Annotated in this window: 21 protein-coding genes; 4 read left to right on the plus strand and 17 right to left on the minus strand. The window is 74.0% G+C overall.

Annotated elements, in window-relative coordinates; translation table 11 throughout:
• The first annotated feature begins 107 nt into the window (after nucleotides 1–107).
• Nucleotides 108–575 (plus strand): RDD family protein, encoded by a 468-nt coding sequence (locus OG702_RS26725; protein ID WP_327291484.1) that lies wholly within the window; start codon nucleotides 108–110, stop codon nucleotides 573–575.
• 98 nt (nucleotides 576–673) lie between these two features.
• On the opposite strand, the gene OG702_RS26730 is transcribed toward OG702_RS26725, so the two are convergent.
• The 4 genes from OG702_RS26730 to lipB all read right to left on the minus strand — a co-directional run bounded on the left by OG702_RS26730 (nucleotide 674) and on the right by lipB (nucleotide 3678).
• Complete coding sequence (locus OG702_RS26730; RefSeq protein ID WP_327291485.1) at nucleotides 674–1354, minus strand: DUF4191 domain-containing protein; 681 nt, start codon at nucleotides 1352–1354, stop codon at nucleotides 674–676.
• A gap of 56 nt (nucleotides 1355–1410) precedes the next feature.
• Nucleotides 1411–1647, minus strand: a complete 237-nt coding sequence (locus OG702_RS26735; RefSeq protein WP_327291486.1) for a hypothetical protein — start codon at nucleotides 1645–1647, stop codon at nucleotides 1411–1413.
• A gap of 213 nt (nucleotides 1648–1860) precedes the next feature.
• Nucleotides 1861–2826 (minus strand): lipoyl synthase, encoded by a 966-nt coding sequence (gene lipA, locus OG702_RS26740; protein WP_327291487.1) that lies wholly within the window; start codon nucleotides 2824–2826, stop codon nucleotides 1861–1863.
• A 75-nt stretch (nucleotides 2827–2901) separates the two neighbouring features.
• Complete coding sequence (gene lipB, locus OG702_RS26745) at nucleotides 2902–3678, minus strand: lipoyl(octanoyl) transferase LipB (protein ID WP_327291488.1); 777 nt, start codon at nucleotides 3676–3678, stop codon at nucleotides 2902–2904.
• A 241-nt stretch (nucleotides 3679–3919) separates the two neighbouring features.
• Here lipB and OG702_RS26750 point away from each other — a divergent pair, with 241 nt between their 5' ends.
• Nucleotides 3920–5605, plus strand: coding sequence for a regulator (locus tag OG702_RS26750; RefSeq protein WP_327291489.1), 1686 nt, complete (start codon nucleotides 3920–3922; stop codon nucleotides 5603–5605).
• Between the two features lie 132 nt (nucleotides 5606–5737).
• Here the strand turns inward: OG702_RS26750 and OG702_RS26755 are convergent, their stop codons facing one another.
• The 9 genes from OG702_RS26755 to OG702_RS26795 form a co-directional block, all read right to left on the minus strand.
• Nucleotides 5738–7009 carry an NAD(P)/FAD-dependent oxidoreductase gene (locus tag OG702_RS26755; RefSeq protein WP_327291490.1) on the minus strand — a complete coding sequence of 424 codons (1272 nt, stop codon included), beginning with the start codon at nucleotides 7007–7009 and terminating at the stop codon, nucleotides 5738–5740.
• A 165-nt stretch (nucleotides 7010–7174) separates the two neighbouring features.
• Nucleotides 7175–8071 (minus strand): TIGR01777 family oxidoreductase, encoded by an 897-nt coding sequence (locus OG702_RS26760; protein ID WP_327291491.1) that lies wholly within the window; start codon nucleotides 8069–8071, stop codon nucleotides 7175–7177.
• A 221-nt stretch (nucleotides 8072–8292) separates the two neighbouring features.
• The gene (locus OG702_RS26765; RefSeq protein WP_327291492.1) at nucleotides 8293–8805 is read right to left on the minus strand and encodes a DUF4240 domain-containing protein; all 513 of its coding nucleotides are present in this window, start codon (nucleotides 8803–8805) and stop codon (nucleotides 8293–8295) included.
• A gap of 102 nt (nucleotides 8806–8907) precedes the next feature.
• Entirely contained in the window at nucleotides 8908–9909 is a 1002-nt protein-coding gene (locus tag OG702_RS26770; RefSeq protein ID WP_327291493.1) for a GNAT family N-acetyltransferase, read from the minus strand.
• A gap of 203 nt (nucleotides 9910–10112) precedes the next feature.
• Nucleotides 10113–12785, minus strand: coding sequence for a pyruvate dehydrogenase (acetyl-transferring), homodimeric type (gene aceE, locus OG702_RS26775; protein ID WP_327291494.1), 2673 nt, complete (start codon nucleotides 12783–12785; stop codon nucleotides 10113–10115).
• Between the two features lie 215 nt (nucleotides 12786–13000).
• Nucleotides 13001–13639: a GntR family transcriptional regulator gene (locus OG702_RS26780; protein WP_327291495.1), complete on the minus strand. Its 639-nt coding sequence runs from the start codon at nucleotides 13637–13639 to the stop codon at nucleotides 13001–13003.
• A gap of 139 nt (nucleotides 13640–13778) precedes the next feature.
• Entirely contained in the window at nucleotides 13779–15605 is a 1827-nt protein-coding gene (gene sucB / locus OG702_RS26785; protein WP_327291496.1) for a 2-oxoglutarate dehydrogenase, E2 component, dihydrolipoamide succinyltransferase, read from the minus strand.
• 50 nt (nucleotides 15606–15655) lie between these two features.
• Nucleotides 15656–17044 carry a dihydrolipoyl dehydrogenase gene (gene lpdA, locus OG702_RS26790; protein WP_327291497.1) on the minus strand — a complete coding sequence of 463 codons (1389 nt, stop codon included), beginning with the start codon at nucleotides 17042–17044 and terminating at the stop codon, nucleotides 15656–15658.
• Between the two features lie 254 nt (nucleotides 17045–17298).
• On the minus strand, nucleotides 17299–18807 hold the full coding sequence (locus OG702_RS26795; protein ID WP_327291498.1) for a leucyl aminopeptidase: 1509 nt from the start codon (nucleotides 18805–18807) through the stop codon (nucleotides 17299–17301).
• Between the two features lie 969 nt (nucleotides 18808–19776).
• Between OG702_RS26795 and OG702_RS26800 the strand changes: the two genes are divergently transcribed.
• The gene (locus tag OG702_RS26800) at nucleotides 19777–20568 is read left to right on the plus strand and encodes an adenosylcobinamide-GDP ribazoletransferase (protein WP_327291499.1); all 792 of its coding nucleotides are present in this window, start codon (nucleotides 19777–19779) and stop codon (nucleotides 20566–20568) included.
• A gap of 35 nt (nucleotides 20569–20603) precedes the next feature.
• Here the strand turns inward: OG702_RS26800 and OG702_RS26805 are convergent, their stop codons facing one another.
• The 4 genes from OG702_RS26805 to OG702_RS26820 form a co-directional block, all read right to left on the minus strand.
• Nucleotides 20604–21200 (minus strand): hypothetical protein, encoded by a 597-nt coding sequence (locus OG702_RS26805; RefSeq protein WP_327291500.1) that lies wholly within the window; start codon nucleotides 21198–21200, stop codon nucleotides 20604–20606.
• A 58-nt stretch (nucleotides 21201–21258) separates the two neighbouring features.
• Nucleotides 21259–22986, minus strand: coding sequence for a phosphatidylglycerol lysyltransferase domain-containing protein (locus tag OG702_RS26810; RefSeq protein ID WP_327291501.1), 1728 nt, complete (start codon nucleotides 22984–22986; stop codon nucleotides 21259–21261).
• Nucleotides 22987–23056: 70 nt separating this feature from the next.
• Nucleotides 23057–24148: a nicotinate-nucleotide--dimethylbenzimidazole phosphoribosyltransferase gene (gene cobT, locus OG702_RS26815; protein WP_327291502.1), complete on the minus strand. Its 1092-nt coding sequence runs from the start codon at nucleotides 24146–24148 to the stop codon at nucleotides 23057–23059.
• Nucleotides 24149–24719: 571 nt separating this feature from the next.
• Nucleotides 24720–25919 carry a bifunctional adenosylcobinamide kinase/adenosylcobinamide-phosphate guanylyltransferase gene (locus OG702_RS26820; protein WP_327291503.1) on the minus strand — a complete coding sequence of 400 codons (1200 nt, stop codon included), beginning with the start codon at nucleotides 25917–25919 and terminating at the stop codon, nucleotides 24720–24722.
• 163 nt (nucleotides 25920–26082) lie between these two features.
• On the opposite strand from OG702_RS26820, the gene OG702_RS26825 reads away from it, so the two are divergent.
• Complete coding sequence (locus tag OG702_RS26825; protein WP_327291504.1) at nucleotides 26083–26289, plus strand: hypothetical protein; 207 nt, start codon at nucleotides 26083–26085, stop codon at nucleotides 26287–26289.
• The last annotated feature ends 19 nt before the right edge of the window (nucleotides 26290–26308 follow it).

The following is a 26308-nucleotide window of genomic DNA, read 5'->3' on the forward strand; positions in this document are numbered from 1 at the left end:
AGGGGTTTCTCCAGCATGACCCATTTGTTTCGCAGACGTTAACCGCGGCGCGGGAGGGGTGGTCCCCACCCGGTGGGGCTGGGCCGTACGGGGGTTACCGTGGACAGGTGGACAACAGGGAAGTAATGGGATCGTGGCTGTCGGGGCCCCGCGCGGCCGCCGAGAAGATGGGCGCGGAGTTCGGCTACCGGGGGGAGCGGCTCGGACTGCCCGAGCACGGCCCCGGATCCATCGCGTCGGTCGGCAGGCGGATCGCGGCGCTGTTCGTCGACTGGGTTCTGAGCGTGCTGATCGCATACGGTCTGATCGCGCACCGTGATCTGCACCAGGCGAACAACTGGGCACTCGTCGTCTTCGCCGTGGTGAGCGTGATCAGCCTCGGCCTGGTCGGCAGCACGCCCGGAAAGATGATCATGCGCACCCGTGTCGTGCAGGTGGACGGCGGCCGGCTCAGCCCGGTCGGCGCCGCGCTGCGCACGCTGCTGCTCATCCTGGTCGTTCCGGCCGTCGTCTGGGACCGCGACACGCGCGGCCTGCACGACAAGGCCGTCAAGGCGGTCCAGGTCCGCATCTGAACCGGGCCGGCGGGTCCAACGGCCAGCGAGTCACCGGTTCACGGCGAACGGCGCGAAAAAGGGCGCCCCCGCGCGGGGGCGCCCTTCCTTCGACCTGCTCAGCGGCCCTTCGGCATCCGCATGCCCCGCGGCATGGGGCCCTTCGGGATCGGCATGTTCGACATCAGGTCGCCCAGCGACTTCAGCCGGTCGTTGACCTCGGTGGTCTTCGGGCCGCTCAGCGTCCGGGGGAGCCGCAGCAACGTGGCGCGCAGCTTCTTGAGGGGCAGCTCGCCCTCGCCGTTGCCGGCGATGAAGACGTGCACCGGCACGTCGTAGACGACCCGGGCCACCTTCCGCTTCTCGTTGGCCAGCAGGCCCTTGACCCGGTTCGGGTTGCCCTCGCCTACCAGCACCACACCGGCCTTGCCGACCGCGCGGTGCACGACGTCCTGGCTCTTGTTCATGCCCACCGCCGGCGTCACCGTCCAGCCGCGGCCAACGTTCTGCAGTACGGCTGCTGCCGCGCCCGGCTTGCCCTCCAGCTGGCCGAAGGCGGCCCGCTCGGCGCGGCGGCCGAAGACCACCGCCATCGCGAGGAGGCCCAGCAGGAATCCCAGGATTCCGGCCCAGATGGGATGGTCGATCAAGAAGCCGATGGCGAGGATGACACCGAAGGTGACGATTCCCACAGCCGCAATGACAAGCCCGATCTTGGAGTCGGCCTGCCTGGTCATCTTGTAGGTCTGAACGATCTGTGCCAGTCGCCCAGGGTTCTCGGATGTTTCCTTCCTCGCCATGGGGCAAAGGATACGTGGCCGCCCGGTCACCCGTCACCGCGGCCACCCGCCGGGCGTCAGTCCCGTACTGCGTCCCCGCGCGCGCCGGTCAGCAGGGCGGCGAGCTCGAACTCCGCCTCCCTGCGGTCCTTGGCGCGCTGCCGGTCGGCGACGACCGACGCCCAGGCGTTGCGCCGGGCGGTCTGCTGCCCGCCGCGCAGCAGAAAGGATTCGACAGCACGCAGCGCCCCGGCGACCGGGGTGTGCGTGGGCAGCTGGAGATACGGACGGGCGTGGACCGACTCGGACGGCATGACGTCCCCCTCAAGGCAACGAGCGCAAAGGCAACGAGACGAACCGGAAGGGCACTGCAATGGAACCAGGCTCGCCACAACGTGTTACCAGCCGGTGACCACCCGGTCAATCTCACATGAAAGCCTCGGTACCGCCTGCGCACCGCCCCGCCAGGTCACTCTTCCGGCAGCCCGGTACGGCCGGGTGAGGGGATTCACATCCCCTCACGGCCGTCACACCGACTGCGCCGCGCCCAGCTCCTGGCGGCGGTCCACGGCCTGCTGGAACAGCCGGCCGGCGCGGTAGGACGAGCGGACCAGCGGCCCGGACATCACGCCCGCGTAGCCGATCTCCTCCGCCTCCTCCTTCAGCTCCACGAACTCGGCGGGCTTGACCCACCGCTCCACCGGGTGGTGCCGCACCGAGGGCCGCAGGTACTGCGTGATGGTGATCAGCTCGCAGCCGGCGTCGTGCAGGTCGTGCAGCGCCTGGCTGATCTCCTCGCGCTCCTCGCCCATGCCCAGGATCAGGTTGGACTTGGTGACCAGGCCCGCCTCCCGCGCCCGGGTGATGACGTCGAGGGAGCGCTCGTAGCGGAAACCGGGGCGGATGCGCTTGAAGATCCGCGGCACCGTCTCGACGTTGTGTGCCAGCACCTCGGGGCGGGCGCCGAAGACCTCGGCGAGCTGCGCGGGCTCGGCGTTGAAGTCGGGGATCAGCAGCTCGACCTTGGTCCGTCCGGTGGACCGGCCGGCGGTCATGGCGTGGATCTGCCGGACGGTCTCGGCGTACAGCCACGCGCCGCCGTCCGCCAGGTCGTCCCGTGCCACACCGGTGATCGTGGCGTAGTTCAGGTCCATGGTGACCACGGACTCGCCCACCCGGCGCGGCTCGTCGCGGTCCAGCGCCTGCGGCTTGCCGGTGTCGATCTGGCAGAAGTCGCAGCGCCTGGTGCACTGGTCGCCGCCGATGAGGAAGGTCGCCTCGCGGTCCTCCCAGCACTCGTAGATGTTGGGACAGCCGGCCTCCTGGCACACCGTGTGCAGGCCCTCGCCTTTGACGAGCTTCTGCATCTGGGTGTACTCGGGACCCATTTTCGCCCGGGTCTTGATCCACTCGGGCTTGCGCTCGATGGGGGTCTGGCTGTTGCGGACCTCCAGGCGCAGCATCTTGCGTCCGTCGGGTGCGATAGCGGACACGACCGGCTCCCTAAAGCTGAGATTGTGCCTACGGCTTAGATTCTTCGGTAAACGCCAGGGTACGCCCCGGAATTCCTAGACGGCCCGGGGGAGCGGGACGGCCGCGGCCAGCACCGCGGTGAGGTGCTTGGTAACCACCGGCAGCGCCTCGGCGATGCCGATGTCCCGGCCCAGCTCCTCCGACAGCGACGTCACCCCGGCGTCCCGGATGCCGCACGGCACGATCCGGTCGTACCAGGTGGTGTCCGGGTTGCAGTTCAGCGCGAAGCCGTGCATCGTCACGCCCTTCGCCACCCTGATGCCGATCGCCGCGAGCTTGCGGTCCTCCCGGCGCTGCCCGGCGTTGGACGGGGCGTACTGCGGGCCGTTCAGCCGCGGGTCGAACTCCTCGTCGGCCAGGCGCGGGTCGAAGTCCAGGGTCAGGCCGCCAGGGCGGGTCTCCACCGGGTCGCCCAGCACCCACACGCCGGAGCGGCCCTCCACCCGGCTGGTCTCCAGGCCGAACTCCGCCGCCGTCAGGATCAGCGCGTCCTCCAGCCGGCGCACATGGGCGACGACGTCGACCGGGCGGGGCAGCTTCAGGATCGGGTAGCCCACCAGCTGGCCGGGGCCGTGCCAGGTGATCTTGCCGCCGCGGTCCACGTCCACCACCGGGGTGCCGTCCAGCGGGCGCTCGCTGTCGGCCGTACGCCGCCCCGCGGTGTAGACCGGCGGGTGTTCCAGCAGCAGGCACGTGTCGGGGATCTCGTCGGCGAACCGGGCCGCGTGCACGGTGCGCTGCCGCTGCCACGCCTCCCCGTACTCCACGGCGTCAGCCCCGAAACCCAGGTGAACGAACTGCAGCTCACTCACGACGACGACTCCTCTGCTGTGCTGATACGCCCCTGCAACTGTACGGCGGCGGCGCACGCCGGTCCGCCCCGGGCGGTGCCATACCACGGTGACTTGCACCGGTGCGGACGGCTTACCCGGCAATGGTGAGTGTTGTCGCTCAATCGGACGAATATGCAGCTCTTGCGGCGAGCTGTGCGCCGCTGACCGTTACATTCGCGCCGATCTGAAGACCCTGCAGAGGAAGTGGGCCGCACCGCCGATGACGGACCGTGCCACGCAGCGAACCCCGAACGGACCCCCCGACGGCCCGGCCGCCGGGCCGGACGAACGACCCGAGGAGCCGGCCGGCGCACCGGACGCGACGCCCGCCGACGTGCCCGCCCCTCCGCCCGCGGGCACGGCCGCCGAGACGCCGTCCGGCGCGCCCGCCGACACGCCGTCCGGCGCGCCGTCCGGTGCGCCCGCCGCCCCGACCGAGACCCCCGCCGCCGGGCGGCCGCACCGGCGGAACACCCGGCTCGCCGCCCTCATCGCGGAAGCCGGCTTCTCGCACGCCGGCCTCGCCCGCCGGGTCGACCGGCTCGGCCAGGAACACGGCCTCGACCTGCGCTACGACAAGACGTCCGTGACCCGCTGGCTGCGCGGCCAGCAGCCGCGCGGCACCTCCCCGGCGCTGATCGCCGAGGTCTTCACCCAGCGGCTCGGCCGCCGGCTGTCCGCGCAGGACCTGGGCCTCGACGCGTGCGCGCCGGTCTACGCGGGCCTCGAATACGCCGCCAGCGCGGCCGAGGCGGTCGACATCGTCAGCGGACTGTGGCGCAAGGACACCGGGAACCAGGCCGAGCTGCGCAAGATCGCGTTCAGCCCGGCCGGGCTCGTCGTGCCCAGCAGGGACTGGCTGATCGGCTCGCCGGACCGGACGGTCACCCGCAAGGGCGCGGCGCGGGTGCCCGCCCAGAGCCGCGGCACCAGCGCGCGGGACGCCCAGGGCTTACGCCCCGCCCCGCAGGCCGCCGCCGCCGCGGCCGGCGTGGGGCGGGTCGGAGCCGGTGACGTGGCGGCGCTGCGGGCCGTCGGCGACCTCTTCCGCACCCTCGACCACGCCTACGGCGGCGGCCACGCCCGCCAGGCCCTCATCCGCTACCTGGAGCACGAGGCCGAGCCGATGCTGCGCGGCAGCTACGGGGAGGCGCAGGGCCGGCAGCTGTTCGCCTCGGTCGCCGACCTGACCCGGCTGGCCGGCTGGACCTCGTACGACATCGGGGCGCACGGGCTGGCCCAGCGCTACTTCGTCCAGGCGCTGCGGCTCGCCCAGGCGGCCGGCGACCGGGTCTTCGGCGGCTACGTGCTGGTGACGATGAGCCGCCAGGCCGTCCACCTCGGGCACGGGCGCGAGGCCGTCCAGCTGGCGCGGGTCGCCCAGCAGGGCATCGGCACCGGGGCGCCGGCCGCCGTGCAGGCGCTGATGCACGCGGCCGAGGCGCGCGGGCAGGGGCTGCTCGGCGAGGGCCGGGCCTGCACGGCGGCGCTCTCGCGGGCCGAGCGCGCTTTCGCGGCCGCCGGTCCCGGCGACGAACTGCCGTCCTGGGCGCGCTTCTTCGACGAGGCGCAGCTCGCCGACGAGTTCGCCCACTGCCACCGCGACCTGCAGCAGTACCGGGCGGCTGTGCACGCGGCCGAGCGGTCGCTGCAGCTGCGCGCGCCCGGCTACGCGCGGAGCCGGCTGTTCTGCCGGACGGTCCTCGCCTCGGCCCGGCTCTCGCTCGGCGAGGTCGACGCGGCCTGCGCGCTGGGGTCCGAGGTCGTCCGCCAGGCCGCGGACCTGCGCTCGGCCCGCGCCGCGGACTACGCCCGCGACTTCGTCCGCCGACTCGATCCGTACCGTGACGCCGCCCCCGTCCGCGCCTTCCTCACCCGGGCACACGCCGCCGGCTTCGTCCTCTGAGCCCTTGACCCGGTGAGGGTCCCCGTGTCCCGTGCGCCATCCGTGAGCTTCAGGCACCGGCCTGCGCCGGTCGGACGTCCGTGGGCCCCGCGCCCCCGGGGCTTCCCGGGGGCGCGGGGCTCCTCGGACCGGTCAGGCCGCCGCCGAATAGGGGGTGGGGAGGCGGGCCGTGTCGTGCAGGAGGGCGGTGGCCGCGCGGCGCGCCGAGTGGAGGGCGCCCTGGAGGGTGCTGGTGGTGCGGTGCGAGCCGCAGACGTAGAGGCCGTGCAGGACCCGGACGGGGCGGCGGAGGTCGTGCGGCGCGGGCATCGCCGCGACCGCCTCGGGGTCGGTGTGGATCCCGAGCAGCTCCCACTCGTCGGTGCTCACCTCGTACAGCTCCGCCAGATGCGCCCGCACCGACTTGTCGGACTCGCCGTCCGGCGGCGGCCCCAGCACCACGGAGCTGATGAGCGGCCGCCCGGCCGGCGCCCTGGCCGGATCGACCGCGCCGGCCGGCAGCGAGTGCGAGACCGGCCCGAGCCGGTCCACGTCGAGCACCAGCACCGGTTCGCGCAACGGCCCCACCGGGGCCGTGTGGTGGAAGACGGTGACCTGGTGGAAGGCCGGCACCCGCAGCCCGGGCAGCAGTTCCGCGGCGGCCCGCGCCCCGGTCGCCACGAGCACGGCCCGGCAGGGCAGTTCGGCACCGTCGGCCGTCCCGACACTGCTGACCGCGACCCGCACCGCGCGCGTACCCAGCCGTACGGTGCCCGGCGGGAGGGTCGCGGCGAGGTGCTCGGGCAGGCGGGCGGCGCCGCCGGCCGGCAGGCAGGTGCGGCCGCGGGCGAAACCGCGCAGCACCAGGTCCGCGGCCCGGCTCGAGGTCTGCAGCTCCGGGTCGCACAGCAGCGCGGCCAGCAGCGGCCGCAGGAAGCCCTCGACCGTACGCGGCGCGAAGCCGCGCCCGCACAGCGCCTTCGCGGCTGTCGTCTCCGGGCGGGCGGCGAGCCGTACGTCCGGGGTGCCGGCGAGCCGGTTGAGCGTGGCGGTGAGCCGCGCGCGGTCCAGCGTGGAGCCGAACGCCGTCCGCGCGCCGCGCTGGTCCCCGACGCGGTAGCCGCGGCCGCCGGCCCGGACCAGCGCGCCGGGGGCGAGCGGCGCCAGCGGCAGGCCGCGCAGGCCGGCGGTGCGGTGCAGTTCGGGGTAGGAGGTGTTGAGCAGTTGCGGCCTGCGGTCCAGCCGGAAGCCGGCGACCTGGTCGGTGGCCATCCGGCCGCCCACCCTCTCCGCCGCTTCCAGGACGGTCACCGTCAGGCCCGCGTCGAGCAGGTGGTGCGCGGCCGCCAGGCCGGCCGGCCCGGCTCCGATCACGATGACGTCCACGGGCGCTGCCGTGGTCTTGCGGCGTGCTGGTAGAAGCACGATTCCCCTCCCCGAGGTCGGGCCGACTCCCCGCTCGTGTCGGCGTCGGCGCAATCCACGCGAAGCGCGGGGCGCAGAACGCTGGTAAGGGTCATGCCCTCATCAAAGGCAACTGATGCGGTCGCAACCGGTCCGATCCGGCCTTGTCCGGGCCTTATCCGAGCCTTATCCGGTACGCAACGCCGCGCCGATCGCCTGGTCGACCTCGGGGAAGGCGTACGTGAAGCGGGACTCGAGCAGCCGCTTGGGCCGCACCCGCTGGCTGCCCAGCACGTCCCCGGCGAATTCGCCCAGCGCGAGGCGCAGCGCAGGCGCCGGGACGGTGGCGAGCGTCGGCCGGTGCAGGGCGCGGCCCATGGCCGCGGTGACCTCGCGGTTCATCAGCGGCTCCGGCGCGGTCAGGTTGACCGGGCCGGACAGCGCCGGGGTATCGAGGATGTGCCGCATCGCGGCGATCTCGTCGTGCAGCGAGATGAAGCTCCAGAACTGCCTGCCGTTGCCGAGCCGGCCGCCGAGTCCTGCCTTGAACAGCGGGAAGAGCCGGCCCCACGCGCCGCCGTGCCGGGCCACGACCAGCCCGGTACGGGCGAATGCGGTACGGACGCCGGCCGCGGCGGCCGGCTCCGCCGCCGCTTCCCAGTCCCGGACCAGGTCCGCCAGGAACCCGGTGCCGGGCGGGCTGTCCTCGTCGACCCAGTCGTTCCCGGTGTCGCCGTAGTAGCCGATCGCGCTGCCGCACAGCAGGACTTCGGGCGGCGTGTCCATCCCCGCGACCGCCGCGGTGATGGTGGCGGTGCCCAGGATGCGGCTGTCGTACAGCTCCTTCTTGCGCGCGTCCGTCCACCGGCGGTCCCCGACGCCGGCGCCCGCCAGGTGCACGACGGCCTGGCAGCCGGCCAGCACGCCGGGGTCCAGCGCCCGGCGCTGCGGGTCCCACCGGGCCTCCCCGGGGTGCTGCGGCTCCCGCCTGACGAGGCGGACGACGTCATGGCCGTCCGCGCCCAGGGAGGTCGTGAGGGCGGACCCGATCAGACCGGACGCACCGGTGACGGCAATACGCATGCCGCCATCTTCCCTCTCCCCGGGCCCGGCGACCCGCGCCATGCGCCCACGGGGGCGCGCCGTTGCTGCATCCGGGCCCCCACCCCCGGCGCCGGGGGTGGGGGGCTCCCCTTCGGCAAGGGGGTGCCCCCACGCGCCCCCGCGGGGTGGTGGCGGCCCAACGCCACAGGACGGCCGGTGGGGGCCGGGCAGCGGCGCCGGGGGCGGACCCCCGGAGGGGGTCAGGTGAAGCGGGACCAGAGTTCAGGGAAGCGCGCCGACATCGTGGGCTCGTTGTCGAAGTCGAGGGGGTCGCCCTCGGGCTGCTCCTCGTGGGGGAGGCCGAGGTCGGGGAGGCGGACGGCGGTCAGCTGCTCGTAGGCCTCGTCCGCCGCGTAGCCCAGGTCCTCCGCGTCCCCGTCGGACTCCGGGTCGAAGTCCGGCACCAGGAAGGCCAGGTCGTCGGGGGAGTGCAGGGCGCCCTCGAAGACGTGCCTGCCCTGGCCGATGAGCCAGCAGCGGAAGTAGTCGAAGGACTCCTCGTCCGCACCGCCCAGCATGATGTCGGCGGCGCCCCACAGGTCCCAGCGGAAGGCCCGGATGAAGCGGGTCTCGAAGTGCCGCGCGAAGTCGATCACCGCGTCCGGGTCGAGCTGGGCAAGACGCTCGACGAGCAGGTCGGCATGGTCCTCCGGATCGCCGCCCGCGGCCTCGCGCGTACTGTCGACGATCTCCCAGAACTGCGTCTCGTCCATCACCCGTACAGCTTCCCGGTTGCCGCGCGCCGGTGCACGCCCTGTCCGCCGTAAGCGTCCGTGTCGTTACGCACACCCGCCGCCCGGCGTACCCCGGACGGCTCAGCGCCTGCGCAGCCGCAGGCGGTAGCGGACGGAGCGGTGCAGCGGGCGGTAGCCCAGGGCGGTGTTCACCGCGAGCAGTTGCCGGTTGTCGTCGGGGACGCCGGTGTGGATCTCGGCGAGGTCCGGTTGCGCGGCGGGCAGCCTGCGCAGCATCTCGGAGGTCATCCACAGGCCGAGCCCGTGGCCGCGGTGGGCCGGGACGACCGCGGTGTCGTACTGGTGGGCGCGGCGGGCGCCGTCGCCGGGGAGCAGGACGGTGGTGTAGCCGACGACCTCGCCGTCGTCGTGGAGCGCGGCCACCGTCAGCAGGCGGTCGCCGCGGCGGGCGGCGAGTTCGGCCGTCTCGTGGACGCCGGCCGGGTCCCAGCGCGGCTCGCCGAGGGTCCCGGTGGCCTCCGGCGGGGCCGGCAGGGCTCGCAGGGCGCTGACGAAGGCGTCGGTGAGGGCGTCGGGGACGGCGCCCTCCCACGCGGTCAGGCGGTAGCCGGGGTGCGGGACCTCGGGGAGCTTGCCGACCTGCCCGGGGATCTCGTCGAGCGCGAGCCGCTGCCAGGTCAGCCGCGTCACGGGGAGGAAGTCGCGGGTCGCGAGGAAGCCCTCGCCGGGGGTGCCGGAGACGGCCTCGGCGGCCAGGCTGCCGCAGCCCGCGTCGGTGGCGGCCTCGGTGACGGTGGCGAGCAGCCGGGAGCCGGTGCCGAGCCTGCGGTGGGCCGGGTGGACGGTCAGCTGGATCTCGGCGGGGCCGCCGGCCGGCTCGCCGTCCGGGGCGTCGGGCAGCCGCAGGGCCGCGGTGGCCACCGGGTCGTCGCCGGAGCCGCGCAGCAGCCACAGCACCAGCCGCCGGCGGCTGCCGGTGGCGGTCAGCCCCGCCCGCACCGCGGCCTGCGAAGGCACCGGCTCTCCCGGCCGGTCGTGCGCGAGCGCGGCGGACTGCACCCGGTACCAGGCGCGGAGATCCTCGGCGGTGGGGTCCGTCAGAGGGCTGGGGTTGGCAGGCATCCGGGGGAACTTAACCGGTGCATGTAGGCGCCCGCAATCCCTTTCGAGCCAGTAGCTTTGGCCGACTCCCGGGTTTCACTCGCTCCTTGAGCGCCTTGGGCACCAACGGCAGCCGCCGTCACGGGAGTTGGCCGGAGCCACACCCGTGACGGCGGTAACGCGCCGGAAACCTGCCCGACGCGTGCGCGGCCGGCCGGCGGCGCTCAGAGCCCGTAGCGCTCCGCGGCCTCCTTCACCGTGGCCGTCTCGACCTCGCCGCGCCGGGCGAGTGCCGCGAGTGCCTGGACGGCCAGCGACTGCGGGTCCACCCCGAAGTGCCTGCGGGCCGCGTCGCGGGTGTCGGACAGGCCGAACCCGTCGGTGCCGACCGACGTCCAGTCCTGCTCCACCCAGGGCGCTATCTGGTCGGGGACGGCCCGCATCCAGTCGCTGACGGCGACCACGGGACCGGGCGCGCCTTCCAGCGCGCGGGTCACGTACGGCGTGCGCTCCTCGCCGCGCAGCCGGGCCGCGTCGCAGTCCAGCGCCTCGCGCCGCAGCTCGGTCCAGGACGGCGCGGACCACACGTCGGCGGCCACGCCCCAGTCCTCGGCGAGCAGCCGCTGGGCGTCCAGCGCCCAGTGGATGGCGGTGCCTGAGGCCAGCAGCTGCAGCCGCGGGGCGCCGGGCGCCGGGTCGGCGGCGGCCTGGTAGCGGTAGAGGCCCCTGAGGATGCCCTCCTCGACGCCGGCCGGCATCGCGGGCTGCACCTTGGGCTCGTTGTAGACGGTCAGGTAGTAGAAGACGTCCTCGGCGTCCGGCCCGTACATCCGCCGCAGGCCCTCGCGGACGATGACCGCGACCTCGTACGCGAACGCCGGGTCGTAGGAGATCGCCGCCGGGTTGGTGGAGGCGATCAGATGCGAGTGGCCGTCGGCGTGCTGCAGGCCCTCACCGGTCATCGTGGTGCGCCCGGCCGTCGCGCCGATCACGAACCCGCGGCCCAGCTGGTCGGCCAGCGCCCAGAACTGGTCGGCGGTGCGCTGGAAGCCGAACATCGAGTAGAAGATGTAGAACGGGATCATCGGCTCGCCGTGCGTGGCGTACGCGGTGGCCGCCGCGGTGAAGTCGGCGAGCGAACCGGCCTCGGTGATCCCCTCGTTGAGGATCTGGCCGTCCTTCGCCTCCTTGTAGTACAGCAGCTGGTCGCGGTCGACCGGGTCGTACGTCTGGCCCTTGGGCGAGTACAGTCCCGCGGACGGGAAGAGCGACTCCATGCCGAAGGTGCGCGCCTCGTCGGGGACGATCGGCACCCAGCGGCGGCCGGTCTCCTTCTCCCGCATCAGGTCCTTGACCAGCCGGACGAACGCCATCGTGGTGGCGATCTCCTGCGTGCCCGAGCCCTTCTCCAGGCTCGCGTAGGCCTTGTCGGGCGGCAGCGGCAGCGGCTTGGCGACGACCTTGCGGGCCGGGGCGGGACCGCCGAGCGCCGCGCGCCGCTCGCGCAGGTAGCGCATCTCGGGCGAGTCCTCGCCCGGGTGCCAGTACGGGACGACGTCCGCGTCCAGGGCGCTGTCCGGGATCGGCAGCTCCAGCAGGTCGCGCATCACCCGGAACTGCGGGAGGGTGAGCTTCTTCATCTGGTGGTTGGCGTTGCGCGACTCGAAGCCGGTGCCGAGCGTGTAGCCCTTCACCGTCTGGGCGAGCACCACGGTCGGGGCGCCCTTGTGGTCCAGCGCGGCCCGGTAGGCGGCATAGACCTTGCGCGGCTCGTGCCCGGCCCGTGAGGTCTGGAAGAGTTCGAGCACCTTGGCGTCGCCGAGCCGGCCGCCGATGGTCCGCAGCGAGGGGTCCGCCCCGAAGAAGTGCTCGCGGATGTAGGCCGCGTCCCGGGTGGCGTACGTCTGGAACTGCGCGTCCGGCACCTCGCGCAGTCGCCGCAGCAGCGCCCCGTCGGTGTCCTGGGCGAGCACCTCGTCCCAGGCCGCGCCCCACAGCGCCTTGACCACGTTCCAGCCGGCCGCGCGGAACTGCGCCTCCAGCTCCTGGACGATCTTGAAGTTGGGGCGGACCGGGCCGTCGAGCCGCTGCAGGTTGCAGTTGATCACGAAGGTCAGGTTGTCCAGGCCCTCGCGCCCGGCCAGCGCCAGAGCGGCCGTCGACTCGGGCTCGTCCATCTCGCCGTCGCCGAGGAAGGCCCAGACATGCGAGTCGGAGGTGTCCTTGACGCCTCGGTGCTCCAGGTAGCGGTTGAAGCGGGCCTGGTAGATCGCGGACAGCGGGCCGAGGCCCATCGAGACGGTGGGGAACTCCCACAGCCACGGCAGCCGCCGCGGGTGCGGGTACGAGGGCAGGCCGTCGCCGCCGGCCTCCTGCCGGAACCGGTCGAGCTGCCCCTCGGACAGCCGGCCGTCGAGGAAGGCGCGGGCGTAGATGCCGGGGGAGGCGTGGCCCTGGAGGTACAGCTGGTCGCCGGACCCGGTGCCTTCCTTGCCCCGGAAGAAGTGCTGGAAGCCGGTCTCGTACAGCCAGGCCGCCGACGCGAACGTGGCGATGTGGCCGCCGAGTCCGAGCTTGCTGCCACGGGTCACCATGGCAGCGGCGTTCCAGCGGTTCCAGGCGGTGATCCTGGCCTCCATCGCCTCGTCGCCCGGGTAGGCGGGCTCGGCGGAGGTCGGGATCGTGTTGATGTACTCCGTCTCCAGCAGGGAGGGCAGCGCGATGCCGTCGGCACTGGCGCCTTCGAGGGTCCTGCGCATCAGGTACGCGGCCCGGTGCGGCCCGGCGGCCTTGGTGACGGCGTCGAGCGACGCGAGCCACTCCGTGGTCTCTTCCGGGTCGCGGTCCGGGATCTGGTCGAGCTGACTGGGCCGGGTACGGCCAACGGCGTCAGGCATGGGGTGCCGCCTTCCGAGCGGAGGGAGGTGATGAGTGCGAGTGATGAGTCGGCAGACAGGGCTCGCCCTCCGCTGTCGAGGTTACGCCTGCGATCGATGATCGATCAATCCTTCTCGGCGGCCGATTCCAAGTCGGCACGGGGTGCCAGCCTCATAGGCACGCGGTGCCGTGGCCTGCGCGTCTTCGATTCGCAGGGCGCCCGCCGGAGTGCCGGTCAGACCTGGGGCGCGCAGCTCAGCACGTGGGACTTGATCAGCTCGCAGATCCGCGGGTCGCGCCGGGTGAAGGCGTCGACGATCTCCTGGTGCTCGGCGGCGTAGGCGCGCGGCGCCGGGCTCAGCCAGCGGATGGACAGCGTCGTCCAGACCTCGATGCCGAGCGACTCCCACGCGTGCAGCAGCACCGCGTTGCCCGCGGCGCGGACCAGCTCGTGGTGGAAGGCCACGGTGTGCCGCACCTGGGCCTCGCCGTCGAGCTCCGCGTCGGCCAGCCGCAGCGCGGCGACCTCGCTGGCCAGGGCGGCCGGGTCGGCGGCGAGCCGCGGCGCGGCCAGCTCGGCGGCGACCTGTTCCAGCCCCGCGCGGACCGGATAGCTCTCCTTGAGGTCGGCGGCGGTGAGCCCCCGCACCCGGACGCCCTTGTTCGGCGCGGACTCGATCAGCCGCAGCGCCTCAAGCTCGCGCAGCGCCTCCCGCACGGGCGTCTGGCTGACCTGCAGCTCCACCGCGATCCTGCGCTCCACGATCCGCTCGCCCGGCTTCCAGCGCCCGCTGACGATCCCCTCCAGGATGTGCTCGCGGATCTGCTCGCGGAGACTGTGCACGACCAGGTGCGGGACGGCGGCAGGGGCCATGGGGCGCGCTCCTTCACAGGTTGCGTGACTTAGACGATACGACGCGGAAGCGACACTGCCTCCCACCCGGACGCGGCGGCGCCCCCGTCCCGGGTGTACCGGGGCGGGGGCGCCGTGGCGTGCGGCGTGCCGCGACCGCTTACAGGCCGAGCTCGACCTCGAACTCGCCCGCCTCCAGGATCTCCTTGACCGCCGTCAGGTAACGGGCCGCGTCGGCACCGTCCACCAGCCGGTGGTCGTAGGACAGCGACAGGAAGGTCATGTCGCGGACGCCGATGACCGTGCCGTCCGGGGTCTCCACGACCACCGGGCGCTTGACGGTCGCGCCGATACCGAGGATCGCCGCCTGGTTCGGCGGCACGATGACGGTGTCGAAGAGCGCGCCGCGCGACCCGGTGTTGCTGATGGTGAAGGTCGCGCCGGCCAGGTCGTCCGGGGTGATCTTGCTGGCCCGGACGTTGGCCGCCAGCTCCGCGGTCTTCTTGGCGATACCGGCGATGTTCAGGTCGCCCGCACCCTTGATGACCGGGGTCATCAGACCCTTCTCGGAGTCCACCGCGATCCCGATGTTCTCGGAGTCGAAGTAGGTGATCGTCCCCTCGTCCTCGTTGATCCTGGCGTTGACCACCGGGTGCGCCTTGAGGGCCTGGGCTGCGGCCTTGACGTAGAACGGCATCGGCGAGAGCTTGACGCCCTCGCGGGCCGCGAAGGCCTCCTTGGCCTGGGCGCGCAGCCGCATGACGCGGGTGACGTCCACCTCGACGACGCTGGTGAGCTGCGCCTGCGAGTGCAGGGCCTTCATCATGTTGTCGCCGATGACCTTGCGCATCCGGGTCATCTTGACGGTCTGGCCACGCAGCGGGGACACCGCGGCGGGGGCCTTCGAAGCGGCGGCCGGGGCGGCCTTCGGCGCTGCCGCGGCGGCCTTCGCGGCCTCGGCGGCGGCGATGACGTCCTGCTTGCGGATCCGCCCGCCGACGCCCGTGCCCTTCACGAAGCCGAGGTTCACGCCGTTCTCGGCGGCGAGCTTGCGGACCAGCGGCGTGACGTACGCGCCGTCGTCGCCGGCCGCGGGGGCCGCGGCGGCGGGTGCCGCGGCTGCGGCGGCGGCCGGAGCCGGCGCGGGGGCCGGAGCAGGGGCGGGTGCCGGTGCCGGGGCGGGTGCCGCCGGAGCAGGCGCGGCGGGGGCCGGCGCGGGGGCCGGCGGTGCCGCCTGAGCCGGCGCGGGGGCGGGAGCGGGAGCCGCCGGGGCCGGGGCCTGGGCGGCGGGGGCCGGGGCGGGCGCGGCGGGCGCCGGAGCCGCGGCGGGCGCGGCACCGGCCGCACCGATCACCGCGAGCCGGGCGCCGACCTCGGCCGTACCGTCCTCCTCGACCAGGATCTCCAGCAGCGTGCCCGCCACCGGGGACGGGATCTCGGTGTCGACCTTGTCGGTCGAGACCTCGAGCAGCGGCTCGTCGGCCTCGACGCTCTCGCCGACCGCCTTGAGCCAGCGGGTGACGGTGCCCTCGGTGACGGACTCGCCCAGCGCGGGCAGCAGCACGTCGGTGCCGGACGCGGTGGACTCGCCGGCCGTCGCCTCGGCGGTCGGGGCCGGCGCGGGGGCGGCGGCCTCGGTCGACGGGGCGGTCGGGTCGGCGGCCGGCTCCGGCTGCGCCTCGGGCTGCGGTTCGGGCTGCGCCTCGGGCTGGGCAGCCTGGGCGGGGGCAGCGGCGGCGGGCGCGCCGCTGCCGTCGTCGATGACGGCCAGTTCAGCGCCGACCTCGACGGTCTCGTCCTCGGCGACCTTGATGGACGAGAGCACGCCGGAGGCGGGCGAGGGGATCTCGGTGTCGACCTTGTCGGTCGAGACCTCGAGCAGCGGCTCGTCGGCCTCGACGCGCTCACCCTCGGCCTTGAGCCAGCGGGTGACGGTGCCCTCGGTCACGCTCTCGCCGAGCGCCGGCAGGGTTACGGAAACCGCCATGGTTGCGGTTACTCCTCACGATCTGTGCGAATGGGTGGCGTGATTGAGGGTCAGTCGTGCGCGTGCAGCGGCTTGCCCGCGAGGGCGAGGTGGGCCTCGCCCATCGCCTCGTTCTGCGTCGGGTGCGCGTGGATGAGCTGCGCGACCTCGGCCGGCAGCGCCTCCCAGTTGTAGATCAGCTGCGCTTCGCCGACCTGCTCGCCCATCCGGTCGCCGACCAGGTGGACGCCCACGACGGCACCGTCGCGGACCTGGACGAGCTTGATCTCGCCCGCGGTCTTGAGGATCTTGCTCTTGCCGTTGCCCGCCAGGTTGTACTTGAGCGTCACGACCTTGTCGGCGCCGTAGACCTCCTTGGCCTTGGCCTCGGTGATGCCCACGGAGGCGACCTCGGGGTGGCAGTACGTCACCCGCGGCACACCGTCGTAGTCGATCGGCACCGCCTTCAGGCCCGCCAGGCGCTCCGCCACCAGGATGCCCTCGGCGAAGCCGACGTGCGCCAGCTGCAGGGTGGGCACCAGGTCGCCGACGGCCGAGATGGTCGGCACGTTCGTCCGCATGTACTCGTCGACCAGGACGAAGCCGCGGTCCATCGCGACGCCCTGCTCCTCGTAGCCCAGGTTCTGCGAGACCGGGCCGCGGCCGATCGCGACCAGCAGCACCTCCGCCTCGAAGGTCTTGCCGTCCGCCAGCGTCACCTTGACACCGTCCGCGGTGTACTCGGCGCTCTGGAAGAAGGTGCCCAGGTTGAACTTGATGCCGCGCTTGCGGAAGGCCCGCTCCAGCAGCTTCGAGCTGTTCTCGTCCTCGACCGGCACCAGGTGCGGCAGGCCCTCGATGATGGTCACCTCGGTGCCGAAGGACTTCCACGCCGAGGCGAACTCGACGCCGATCACGCCGCCGCCCAGCACGATCGCGCTCTTCGGGACCCGGTCCAGCGTCAGCGCGTGGTCCGAGGAGATGATCCGGTTGCCGTCGATGGTCAGCCCGGGCAGCGAGCGCGGTACGGAACCGGTCGCCAGCACCACGTGCCGGCCCTGGATCCGCTGACCGTTCACATCGACCGAGGTCGGGGACGACAGCCGTCCCTCACCCTCGATGTACGTCACCTTGCGTGACGCCACCAGGCCCTGCAGGCCCTTGTAGAGGCCCGAGATCACGTCGTCCTTGTACTTGTGGACGGCGGCGATGTCGATGCCCTCGAAGGTGGCTTTCACGCCGAACTGCTCGCTCTCGCGAGCCTGGTCCGCGATCTCACCGGCGTGCAGCAGCGCCTTGGTGGGAATGCAGCCGTTGTGCAGACAGGTGCCCCCGAGCTTGTTCTTCTCGATCAGGGCGACGTCCAGTCCCAGCTGCGCGGCACGCAGGGCGGCTGCGTAGCCGCCACTGCCGCCGCCGAGGATCACTAGGTCGAAAACAGTGCTGGCGTCGTTCGCCACGTCACGTCCTCCATGCATGGGTTCGCCGGAGCCGGTCCACCATGACCGGGCGGCGGCTTTGGTTCGGCCACTTCGTCTCAAAGGGGGCCCTGTCGTGCCGACACAACATCTTCGCACTTCTCGGGGGCTCGCGGGCCACCGGCCCTACCGGTGCGAACACCGCGTGCGGCCCCCGGCATGTCGCCGGGGGCCGCACGTGACACATCTCACCCGGACTTCGCCGGGTCGTCACCGCCTGTCAGGACTTCGCCCGATCAGAGCAGACCTCCCTCGGCGGTCCGCCGGGCCAGCGCCACCAGGGTGCGGACGGCCGAGCCGGTGCCGCCCTTCGGGGTGTAGCCGAACGGGCCGCCCTCGTTGAAGGCCGGACCCGCGATGTCCAGGTGCGCCCAGGTGATGCCCTCGCCGACGAACTCCCGCAGGAAAAGCCCCGCGATCAGGCCGCCACCGGGGCGTACGCCCATGTTCGCGATGTCCGCGGTGGGGGAGTCGAAGGTCTTCCGCAGCTGCTGCGGCAGCGGCATCGGCCAGGAGTCCTCACCCTCGGCCAGCGCCGTGGTGTGCACGGCGGTACGGAAACCGTCGTCGTTCGCCATGATCCCGAACCGGCCGTCACCCAGCGCCAGCACCATGGCGCCGGTCAGCGTCGCCACGTCCACGATCGCGTCCGGCGCCTCCTCCGAGGCCCTGGCCAGCGCGTCGGCCAGCACCAGCCGGCCCTCGGCGTCGGTGTTCAGCACCTCGACGGTCTTGCCGCTGTACATCTTCAGCACGTCGCCGGGGCGGGTCGCACCGCCGCCGGGCATGTTCTCGGCCAGCGCGAGCCAGCCGGTCACGTTGACCTCAAGGCCCAGCCTGGCCGCCGCCACGACCGCGGAGAAGACCGCCGCGGCGCCGCTCATGTCGCACTTCATCGTCTCGTTGTGCCCCGGCGGCTTCAGCGAGATGCCGCCCGAGTCGTAGGTGATGCCCTTGCCGACGAAGGCCAGCGTCCTGGTGGCCTTGGCGTGCGAGTACGCCACCCGCACCAGCCGGGGCGGCGTCGCCGAGCCCTGGCCGACGCCCATGATGCCGCCGTAGCCGCCCTTGAGCAGTGCCTTCTCGTCCAGCACCTCGACCTTCAGGCCGTACTCCTTGCCCGCGGCCTGCACCGCGGCGGCGAAGGCCTGCGGGTACAGGTCGTTCGGCGGGGTGTTGATCAGGTCACGTGCGCGGTTGACCTCCTCGGCCACCGCGCTCGCCCGCTCCGCCGCGGCCTTGTGCGCCTTGTCGCGCGGCTTGGCACCCACCACGGCGACCTCGCCGAGCGGGCCCTTGCCCGAGTCGGCCTGATACGCCGTGAACGCGTACGCGCCGAGCAGCGCGCCGACCGCGACCGCCTCGACGTCCGCGGGGTCCCCGGCGGGCAGCGCGAACGCCGCCTTCTTGGCTCCCGACAGCGACCTCGCCGCGGTGCCGGCCGCCTTGCGCAGCGCCTCGGGGTCGAACCCCGCGCCCTCCTCGGGCGTCTCCCCCAGGCCCACCGCCACCACGACCGCGGCCTTCACGCCGTCCGGCGCGGGGAGCTTGGTCAGCTCGCCCTCCGCCCCGGTGGCGCCGAGCGTCTCCAGCGTCGAGGCGAGCTTGCCGCCGAACGCGGAATCCACCGATTCCGCGCCCGGGGCGAGGCGGGGGCCGCCCTTGGCGGCCTTGCTCACCCCCACGACGACGGCGTCCGCGCGCAGCGCTGCGGCGGCGGAGGTACTGAGTGTCAGAGCTGTCACGGTGGGTCAGGTCCTATTCGGTCGAGGTCCTCGTCAAAGGCCGGTGGGTGGCCCGGCCCGAGCCACCCCGCATCGTATTCCGCCACACCATCGGGGCACTGCGTGACGCCCACCGGTTGCGTTGAGCCTACGCCGAGGTGGTGGGGGGGTGGGGGGTGGTGCTGCGGTGGTGCTGCGGTGGTGCTGCGGTGGTGCTGCGGTGGTGTTGCCCGCCCGCCCACCCGTGCGGGTGTTCTGTCGGGTGCGGGTGCCGCTGGTGGGTGGGTCGGTGCCGCCCCGGGGGTATCTCCTCGGCCTGCGCACCATGGCTCTTACGGTTCCTTCCAGCGGGAGTTGTGCGCATGCCTGCGGGGACACCCCCGGACCGTCCCCTTCCCGCCGCCGGCGGCTCCCTGCCGACACTGGCTGAGGAGGGGGGTCCGGACGGGGGCACCGCCCTCCCGCACCCGCCCCCGGGTGCGTTGTATGACTCCCCGGGCACCCTTGCCGTGGGCGTCACGCCTGCCCGCACGAACGCCTGCGGCACGTCCCACGCCTGCCCGCACGTACGCCTGCGGCACGTCCCACGCCTGCCCGCACGTACGCCTGCGGCACGTCCCACGCCTGCCCGCACGTACGCCTGCGGCGCGTCCTCAGGCCTACCCGCGCGGGACACCTGCGGCGCCTCCGCACGCACGGCGCGACAGCCGCCGATGGCGGGCCGCCCCCGCAGGGGGACCGTTCACCGAACTACTACTCGCACGGGACTGGGGGCACCCCCACGCGGAGCCGTGGGTAACACCCCGCGCCGCCAGGCGCGGGAAACCCCCCACGGACGCGCACCCGCCGACCGTGGCGGCCCGCACCCGGGTCCGCAGCCGCGAGGAAACCCGCACGGGCGTGCACCCGCCGATGGTGGCGCGGGCCCCCCGGGCCGCAGGCGCGGGTACCCCCAGGGGCGGGCACGCGGGGGGCGGGTAGCCTCGCGCGGTGGGGAAACTGCCTGCGGCCTCGGCCGGTGACGCGCTGCGGTTCGCCTTCGGGACGCTCACCGTGCTGCCCGCCCGGGTCACCCGGTGGGACCGGGCCGCCGCCCGGGGCGGGATGCTCGCCGCGCCGCTGGTCGGTGGCGTCGTCGGGCTGGCCGCCGCCGCCTGCGGCGGGCTGCTGGTGGCGCTCGGCGCGGGGCCGCTGCTCGCGGCGGTCGGCACGGTGGCCGTACCCGCCGTCCTCACCCGGGGCCTGCACCTCGACGGCCTCGCCGACACCGCGGACGGGCTCGGCTCGGGCAAGGCCGCGGATGACGCCCTGCGGATCATGAAGCAGTCCGACATCGGACCGTTCGGGGTCGTCACCCTGGTCTTCGTCCTGCTCGCGCAGGTCGCCTCGGCCGCGGCCTGTTACGCCCACGGCTGGGTCTACGGCGGCGCGGCCGCCCTGATCGCCGCGGTGTCCGCGCGGGCCGCGCTGCTCGCCGCGTGCCGCCGTGGCGTCCCGGCCGCGCGGCCCGGCGGCCTCGGCGCGGCCGTCGCGGGGACCGTCCCGCCGTGGGCGGCGCTCTTGGCTGCCGCCCTGTGCGCGGCCCTCGCCGCCGCCGCGGGCTCCGCCTTCGGCGGGCTGACGGAGCTGCGCTGCGCGGCGGCGGTGGCCTGCGGCCTGGCCGCGGGCGAAGTCCTGGTGCGGCGCTGCACCGCCCGCTTCGGCGGGGTGACCGGCGACGTCTTCGGTGCGGTCACCGAAGCCGCCGCGACAGCCGCACTCCTGGCCCTGTCCCTGCGCTGACCCCCGGCCGCCGCCACTGGCGGGTGCACGCCGGGTCAGGGCGCAGCCCGTAGGGGGCCGCGGGTGAAGAGGGCCAGGATCACGGCCACGCCCGCCAGGTGCTCGTAGCCGGCCAGGTTGGGGAGGGAGACGACCTCCACCACCATCGCCAGCACGATCGCGCCGACCGTCCACCACGCCCGGTACCGCAGGGCCACGTAGACGCCGAGGGCGACGACCGCGGCGGACGGGCCGGTGTCGCGGACCAGGAGGTCGTGCGCGGGCAGCCCGAGCGGCCAGTGCGGGCCCGCCCAGAGGGAGTAGCGGGCGAAGCCGGTGCCTGCCAGGGTGGCGAGCAGGGCCACGCCGAGGGTGCGGCGGCGGCCCACCGTGGTCTCCGCGATGCCGAAGACGACCACGACCTGCAGCGCCAGGCCCCACACCGGCAGCGAGGGGTCGGGCAGGAAGAGCGACAGGGGGGTGCGCAGCAGCGCCTGCCACCAGGGCAGGGTGGCGTAGACGGCGCCGAGCCGTTCGACCCAGCCGCTGGTGCCGTGGCCGTGCTGGAGCAGTTGCAGGGCGAGGATCCCGCCGCAGGCGGCGAGGGTGACCGGAACCGCCCGCGGCCCGCGGACCCGCAGCCGGCGTCCCACGTCGCCGCGAATCGCCGCCCACTCGGCGAACAGCCCGCTGCGGGAGCCTCGCCCGCCGTCACGGTGCGGCCCGCCGCCGCAGTGGCGGGGGGAGGCGGGGGACGCCGAGGAAGCCTTCGGCGCGGGCGCCCGCGAGACCGATCCTCGGGAGCTCGCTCGACTTGCCGAAGAGGACATAGCGCGGCTCCCAGATCGGCCGGAATTTGGCGTTGGCGCGGTAGAGCGACTCGATCTGCCACCAGCGCGAGAAGAACGTCAGCAGCGAGTGCCACAGCCGCAGCACCGGGCCCGCGCCGAGCCGGGAGCCGCGTTCGAAGACCGACCTGAACATCGCGAAGTTGAGCGAGACCTGCTCGACCCCCACCTCGCCGGCCCGCCGGATCAGCTCGATGACCATGAACTCGATCAGCCCGTTGTCCGAGCCCCGGTCGCGCCGCATCAGGTCGAGCGAGAGGCCCTGCGGGCCCCACGGCACGAAGCTCAGCAGCGCTCGCGGCCGGCCCTCGCCGTCCGCGCACTCGACCATCACGCACTGACCGTCTGCGGGGTCGCCGAGCCGCCCGAGCGCCATCGAGAAGCCGCGCTCGGTCTGCCCGTCACGCCAGTCGTCGGCGCAGCCCAGGAGCGCGGCCAGCTCGTCGGCCGGGATGTCGGCGTGCCGCCTGATGCGTACGGTGCAGCCGGACCGGAGCACCCGGTTGTGCGCCTGCCGCACCGTGCGCATCGCGCGCCCGTCGAGGGTGAAGTCGGCGGTCTCCACGATCGCCTCGTCGCCGAGTTCGAGGGCGTCGAGGCCGTGCCGGGCGTAGACGGTGCCGGCCTCCTCGCTCGCCCCCATCACGGCGGGCACCCAGGCGTGGTCCCGTGCCTCCTCCAGCCACGCCTCGATGGCGCCGGGCCACGCCTCGGGGTCGCCGATCGGGTCGCCGGACGCGAGGGAGACCCCGCCGAGTACGCGGTAGGCGATCGCGGACTTGCCGCTCGGCGACCAGATGACGCTCTTGTCGCGGCGCAGCGCGAAGTAGCCGAGGGAGTCGCGCTCGCCGTACTTCCCGAGCAGGACGCGCAGCCGCTGCTCGTCGTCCGTGCCGAGCAGTTCCCGGCCGCGGGGGGAGCGGAAGGCGACGACCAGGACCAGGACGAAGAGCAGCGCGCTCATCCCGTTGATCACCACGTCCACCCAGCCGGGGGTGGAGATGGTCACGAACGCGCTGTCGTCCGGGACCAGGGAGACCAGCCGGAGCAGGGCGTAGCCGAAGCTGTCGGCGAGGGTGCCGCCGTGCTGGGAGTTGGTGGCGGTCACCAGGATGGTCCCGACGAGCGCCGCCAGGACCAGGCCGAGGCCGGCGACCACCGCCGCGTGCCAGGGGTTGGCCGGGTCGCCCTTGGCGCGGAACTCCCGCCGCCCGGCGACCAGCGCCGCCAGGAAGGCGGTGGTCAGCGCGAGGGAGACCCAGTTCTGGGTGTGTCCGTAGATGTCCGGCCACACCATGCTCAGCGCCAGGACGGCGAAGAACAGGCCGCACAGCACGAGGTTGAGGATCCAGGCGGCACGTTTGCGGCGGCGCATCGTGACGGCGAGGAAGAGGGCGATGGCGCCGGAGGTGAAGCCCGCGGTGAGCAGGTACGGGGTGAAGTAGTCCTGGGCGTTGTGCCGCCGGATGTCGGCGCCGAAGGAGACCCAGACGGCGCCGAGGAAGTTCAGCGCGGCCACGATGCGCAGGTACCAGACCGTGAAGACCGCGCTGCGCGCCGCTGGGCGGCGCGGGGGCCGCGGACTTCCCATGGCTGGGAAGCATAGAGCGTAATGTCTGATTTACGGCATTACGCTCCGGCGCGTCGGCTGGGTGCGGAGGCTAGGCCTCCGCGGGCTCCTCGGCGGTGTCCGCTTCCGCTTCCGCGGTGCCGGACTCGGCGGGGAGTTCGGCCGACAGGGCCGCCGCCGCCTGGATCAGGGGCAGCGCCAGCAGCGCGCCGACGCCGCCGCCCAGCCGGATGCTGTGGTCGAGCAGCGGGTCGAGGGAGACCCGGTCCAGCGCCTTGGCCTGGCCCGGCTCGCCGCTCGCGTGACCGGCCAGCCACCAGTCCGGCGCGCGGAACGCGACCCGCTGGCCCACCAGCGCGCAGGCCGCGCCGACGACGCCGTCGAGCACCACCGGCATCTTGCGTACGGCCGCCTGCAGCAGAAAGCCCGTCATCGCGGCGAAGTCGGCGCCGCCGACGGTGGCGAGCAGCGCCAGCTGGTCCCCGAGGACCGGGCGCGCCCGGCGCAGCGCGTCCCGGATCGCCGCGCACTTGCGCATCCAGGCCAGGTCGTCGATACCGGAGCCGCGGCCGGTCACCACGGAGGCGTCCGTACCGCACAGCGCGGCGATCAGGACGGCGGCCGGGGTCGTGCCGCCGACGCTCAGGTCGCCGAGCAGTACGAGGTCCGTGCCGGAGTCCGCGTGCCGGTCGGCCAGCTCCATCCCGGTACGGAAGGCCTGCTCGGCCTCTTCCCGGGTGAGGGCGTCCTCGACGTCGATACGTCCCGAGCCGCGGCGTACCCGATACGCCGTCACCTCGGCGGGCAGGTCCGCCGGGTCGCAGTCCAGCGCCATGTCGACGACGTCGACGGGTACGCCGAGGCGGCGCGCGATCACGCTCACCGGGGCGGTGCCCTCGATCGCGGCCAGGGCCAGGGCACTGGCCGTGCCCGCCTTCATGGTCGAGACGTCCAGCTCGGCGACGCCGTGGTCGGCGGCGAAGAGCAGGACGCGGGGCGCGGAGATCGGCCGCACCGGCACGGCGCCCTGGACGGCGGCCAGCCAGTCGGCCAGCTCCCCGACCTTCCCGAGCCCGTCGGCGGGCCGCACGAGCTCCCGCCACCTGTCCACCGAGTCCCGCCGCAGCCTTGCGTCGGGGCGCTCCACCAGGGAGCCGAAGTCGTCGAGCTGGATCCCAGTCACCCGCCGAACAGTACCGCCCACGGCCCTGGCCCGGCTCTCTGGGTCCTCCGCCCCCACTCCGCCTCCCTCCCTCCCGCAGGGGGCGCGCATCCGCGGGCCGCGGTCTTCCAACGCTTCCCCGCCGGACGCGGGTGACCCCCCTCCACGGGCCGGTGGCCCGTCTCCGACAGCAAGTGCCCCCTCCGGTTCGGTGCCGACCCGCGCCCCGGTGGTGGGTTGGCCGCCCAGTTCCCCGCGCCCCTGGGGTGGTGGCGGTTCGTCGCCACCCGACGGGCGGTGGCCCCGAGGGGTCGGCCCTGCCGCTGAGGGCACCCCACCAGGGGCGCGGGGAACTGCGCGCTCAGCCCACCACGGCCGGTGGCCCGTTTTCGGCAGCAGGTGCCCCTTTGGGGCGGTGACGACCCGCGCGCCCGGTGGGGGTTGGTCGCACCGTTCCTCGCGCCTCTGGGGCGGTGGCGGTTTGTCGCCACACGACGGTCGGTCGGGGTTGGTCGCGCCGTTCCTCGCGCCCCTGGAGGGCGCCCTCATGCGCAGGGGGCACCCCCCTGGGCGCCGGGGCCCCGGCAGGGGGTCAGCGGAGGGGGAGGGGGAGGCCGGCCACTACCAGGAGGACGTGGTCGGACTCGGCGGCCATCGCCGTGTTGAGGCGGCCGAGCTCGTCGCGGAAGCGGCGGCCCGCGGGGGTCGGGGGGACCACCCCGGAGCCGACTTCGTTGGAGACCGCCACGGCGGTGCGACGGGTCGCACGCCATGCCGCGGCCAGCGCGTCGGCGCGAGCCCGTACGCGGTGGGCCGCGCCGTCGTGCCAGGTGGCGTCGTCCCAGGCTCCCTCCGTGTCGAGGACGTCGGTGAGCCAGAGCCCGAGGCAGTCGATCACCAGGGGCGGGCCCGCGTCGTCGGCGAGGAGCGGGAGGAGGTCGCGGGTCTCCAGGGTGCGCCAGCCGGACGGGCGGCGTTCGCGGTGCCGGGCGACCCGGTCGGCCCAGTCGGCGTCGCCGTCGCGGGTGCCGCCGGTGGCGACGTAGAGGACGTCGGGGAAGCCGGCGAGCCGGCGCTCGGCCTCCGCGGACTTGCCGGAGCGGGCGCCGCCCAGCACCAGGGTGCGGCGGGGCACGTCGGGCACGGCGTGGTAGTCGCCGACGACCAGCGTCGTGCCGTCCGGTACGGCCCTGGCCCCGAGCGCGGCGAGCCGCCGGGTCAGTTCGGGCCGGGGCGGCGCGTCGTGGTCGAGGTGGACGGCGACCACGTCGGTCGTGCCGGTCACCGCCCCCGCCGCCCGCAGCCGGGCGAGCGCGTCGGGCCGGCCGATCGCGTCGAGCAGCACCAGGTCGTAGGGCGGGTCGGTGCCGTCCAGGCCGGCCGGCGCGCAGCCGGGCGGCAGGTACAGCAACCGCAGGCCGTCCGGCGACTCGACGGCGTAACCCGTGCCGGGCGCGTCCATGGCCAGCGCCCGCACCTTGTGGCCGGTGATCAGGGTGAGCCGCTGCCCGTCGGGCACCCGGGCGGGCGAGGGGAGCCCGGGCGGGATCTCCACCGCGGGGCCGTCGTGCGGGTGGGAGAGCAGGACCAGGCGCAGCCCGGCGAGGCTGTGCCCGGCGCGGGCGGCGGCGAGCGCGACGCCCGGCGTCAGGTCGAGCAGCACCTCGCCGTCGACCAGCACGGAGCTCGGCGCGCGGGCACCGTCGCCCACGGCGAGGGCGCAGGCCGCGCACGGGCAGTCCGGGGTCGGCAGGCCCTCGGGCCCCGCGGTGCCGAGCAGAGTCGCTTCCACGGCACGATCGTCTCGCGTCGCGGTCCGCGAGGCGCGCGGGGTCCGCCATGTGGCGAGGGCCCCGCCGGCGCCGACGGTGCCGTTACGCTGCCCTGGCAGGCCATCGCAGCACCCTGGATCCTGGACTTGCGCGACAGACGGACTCGGCACCGAGGAGACATACATGGCGTGGACGTGGCGGTTCGAGAAGGCCGACGGCACCGAGGTGGAGCCCGCGGTGCAGCCCGAGGAGTTCACCACGCAGGGCGACGCCGAGTCCTGGCTCGGCGAGGTCTGGAAGGACCTGCTCGAAGGCGGCGCCGACCAGGTCGTCCTCTTCGAGGGCGACACGAAGATCTACGGTCCGATGAGCCTGCACGCCGACGCGTGACCGGTCGGCGTCCCCCGCC

It is taken from the genome of Streptomyces sp. NBC_01198, from assembly GCF_036010485.1.
Taxonomy (GTDB): Bacteria; Actinomycetota; Actinomycetes; order Streptomycetales; family Streptomycetaceae; genus Actinacidiphila.

Bases quoted from the DNA above. Each gene is read 5' to 3' on its own strand.
- OG702_RS26730 (WP_327291485.1), bottom strand. From the start codon at position 1,354: ATGGCGAGGAAGGAAACATCCGAGAACCCTGGGCGACTGGCACAGATC.
- OG702_RS26825 (WP_327291504.1), top strand. From the start codon at position 26,083: ATGGCGTGGACGTGGCGGTTCGAGAAGGCCGACGGCACCGAGGTGGAG.
- OG702_RS26780 (WP_327291495.1), bottom strand. From the start codon at position 13,639: ATGGCCCCTGCCGCCGTCCCGCACCTGGTCGTGCACAGTCTCCGCGAG.
- OG702_RS26760 (WP_327291491.1), bottom strand. From the start codon at position 8,071: ATGCGTATTGCCGTCACCGGTGCGTCCGGTCTGATCGGGTCCGCCCTC.
- sucB (WP_327291496.1), bottom strand. From the start codon at position 15,605: ATGGCGGTTTCCGTAACCCTGCCGGCGCTCGGCGAGAGCGTGACCGAG.
- OG702_RS26770 (WP_327291493.1), bottom strand. From the start codon at position 9,909: ATGCCTGCCAACCCCAGCCCTCTGACGGACCCCACCGCCGAGGATCTC.
- OG702_RS26810 (WP_327291501.1), bottom strand. From the start codon at position 22,986: ATGGGAAGTCCGCGGCCCCCGCGCCGCCCAGCGGCGCGCAGCGCGGTC.
- OG702_RS26735 (WP_327291486.1), bottom strand. From the start codon at position 1,647: ATGCCGTCCGAGTCGGTCCACGCCCGTCCGTATCTCCAGCTGCCCACG.
- aceE (WP_327291494.1), bottom strand. From the start codon at position 12,785: ATGCCTGACGCCGTTGGCCGTACCCGGCCCAGTCAGCTCGACCAGATC.
- OG702_RS26765 (WP_327291492.1), bottom strand. From the start codon at position 8,805: ATGGACGAGACGCAGTTCTGGGAGATCGTCGACAGTACGCGCGAGGCC.
- OG702_RS26750 (WP_327291489.1), top strand. From the start codon at position 3,920: ATGACGGACCGTGCCACGCAGCGAACCCCGAACGGACCCCCCGACGGC.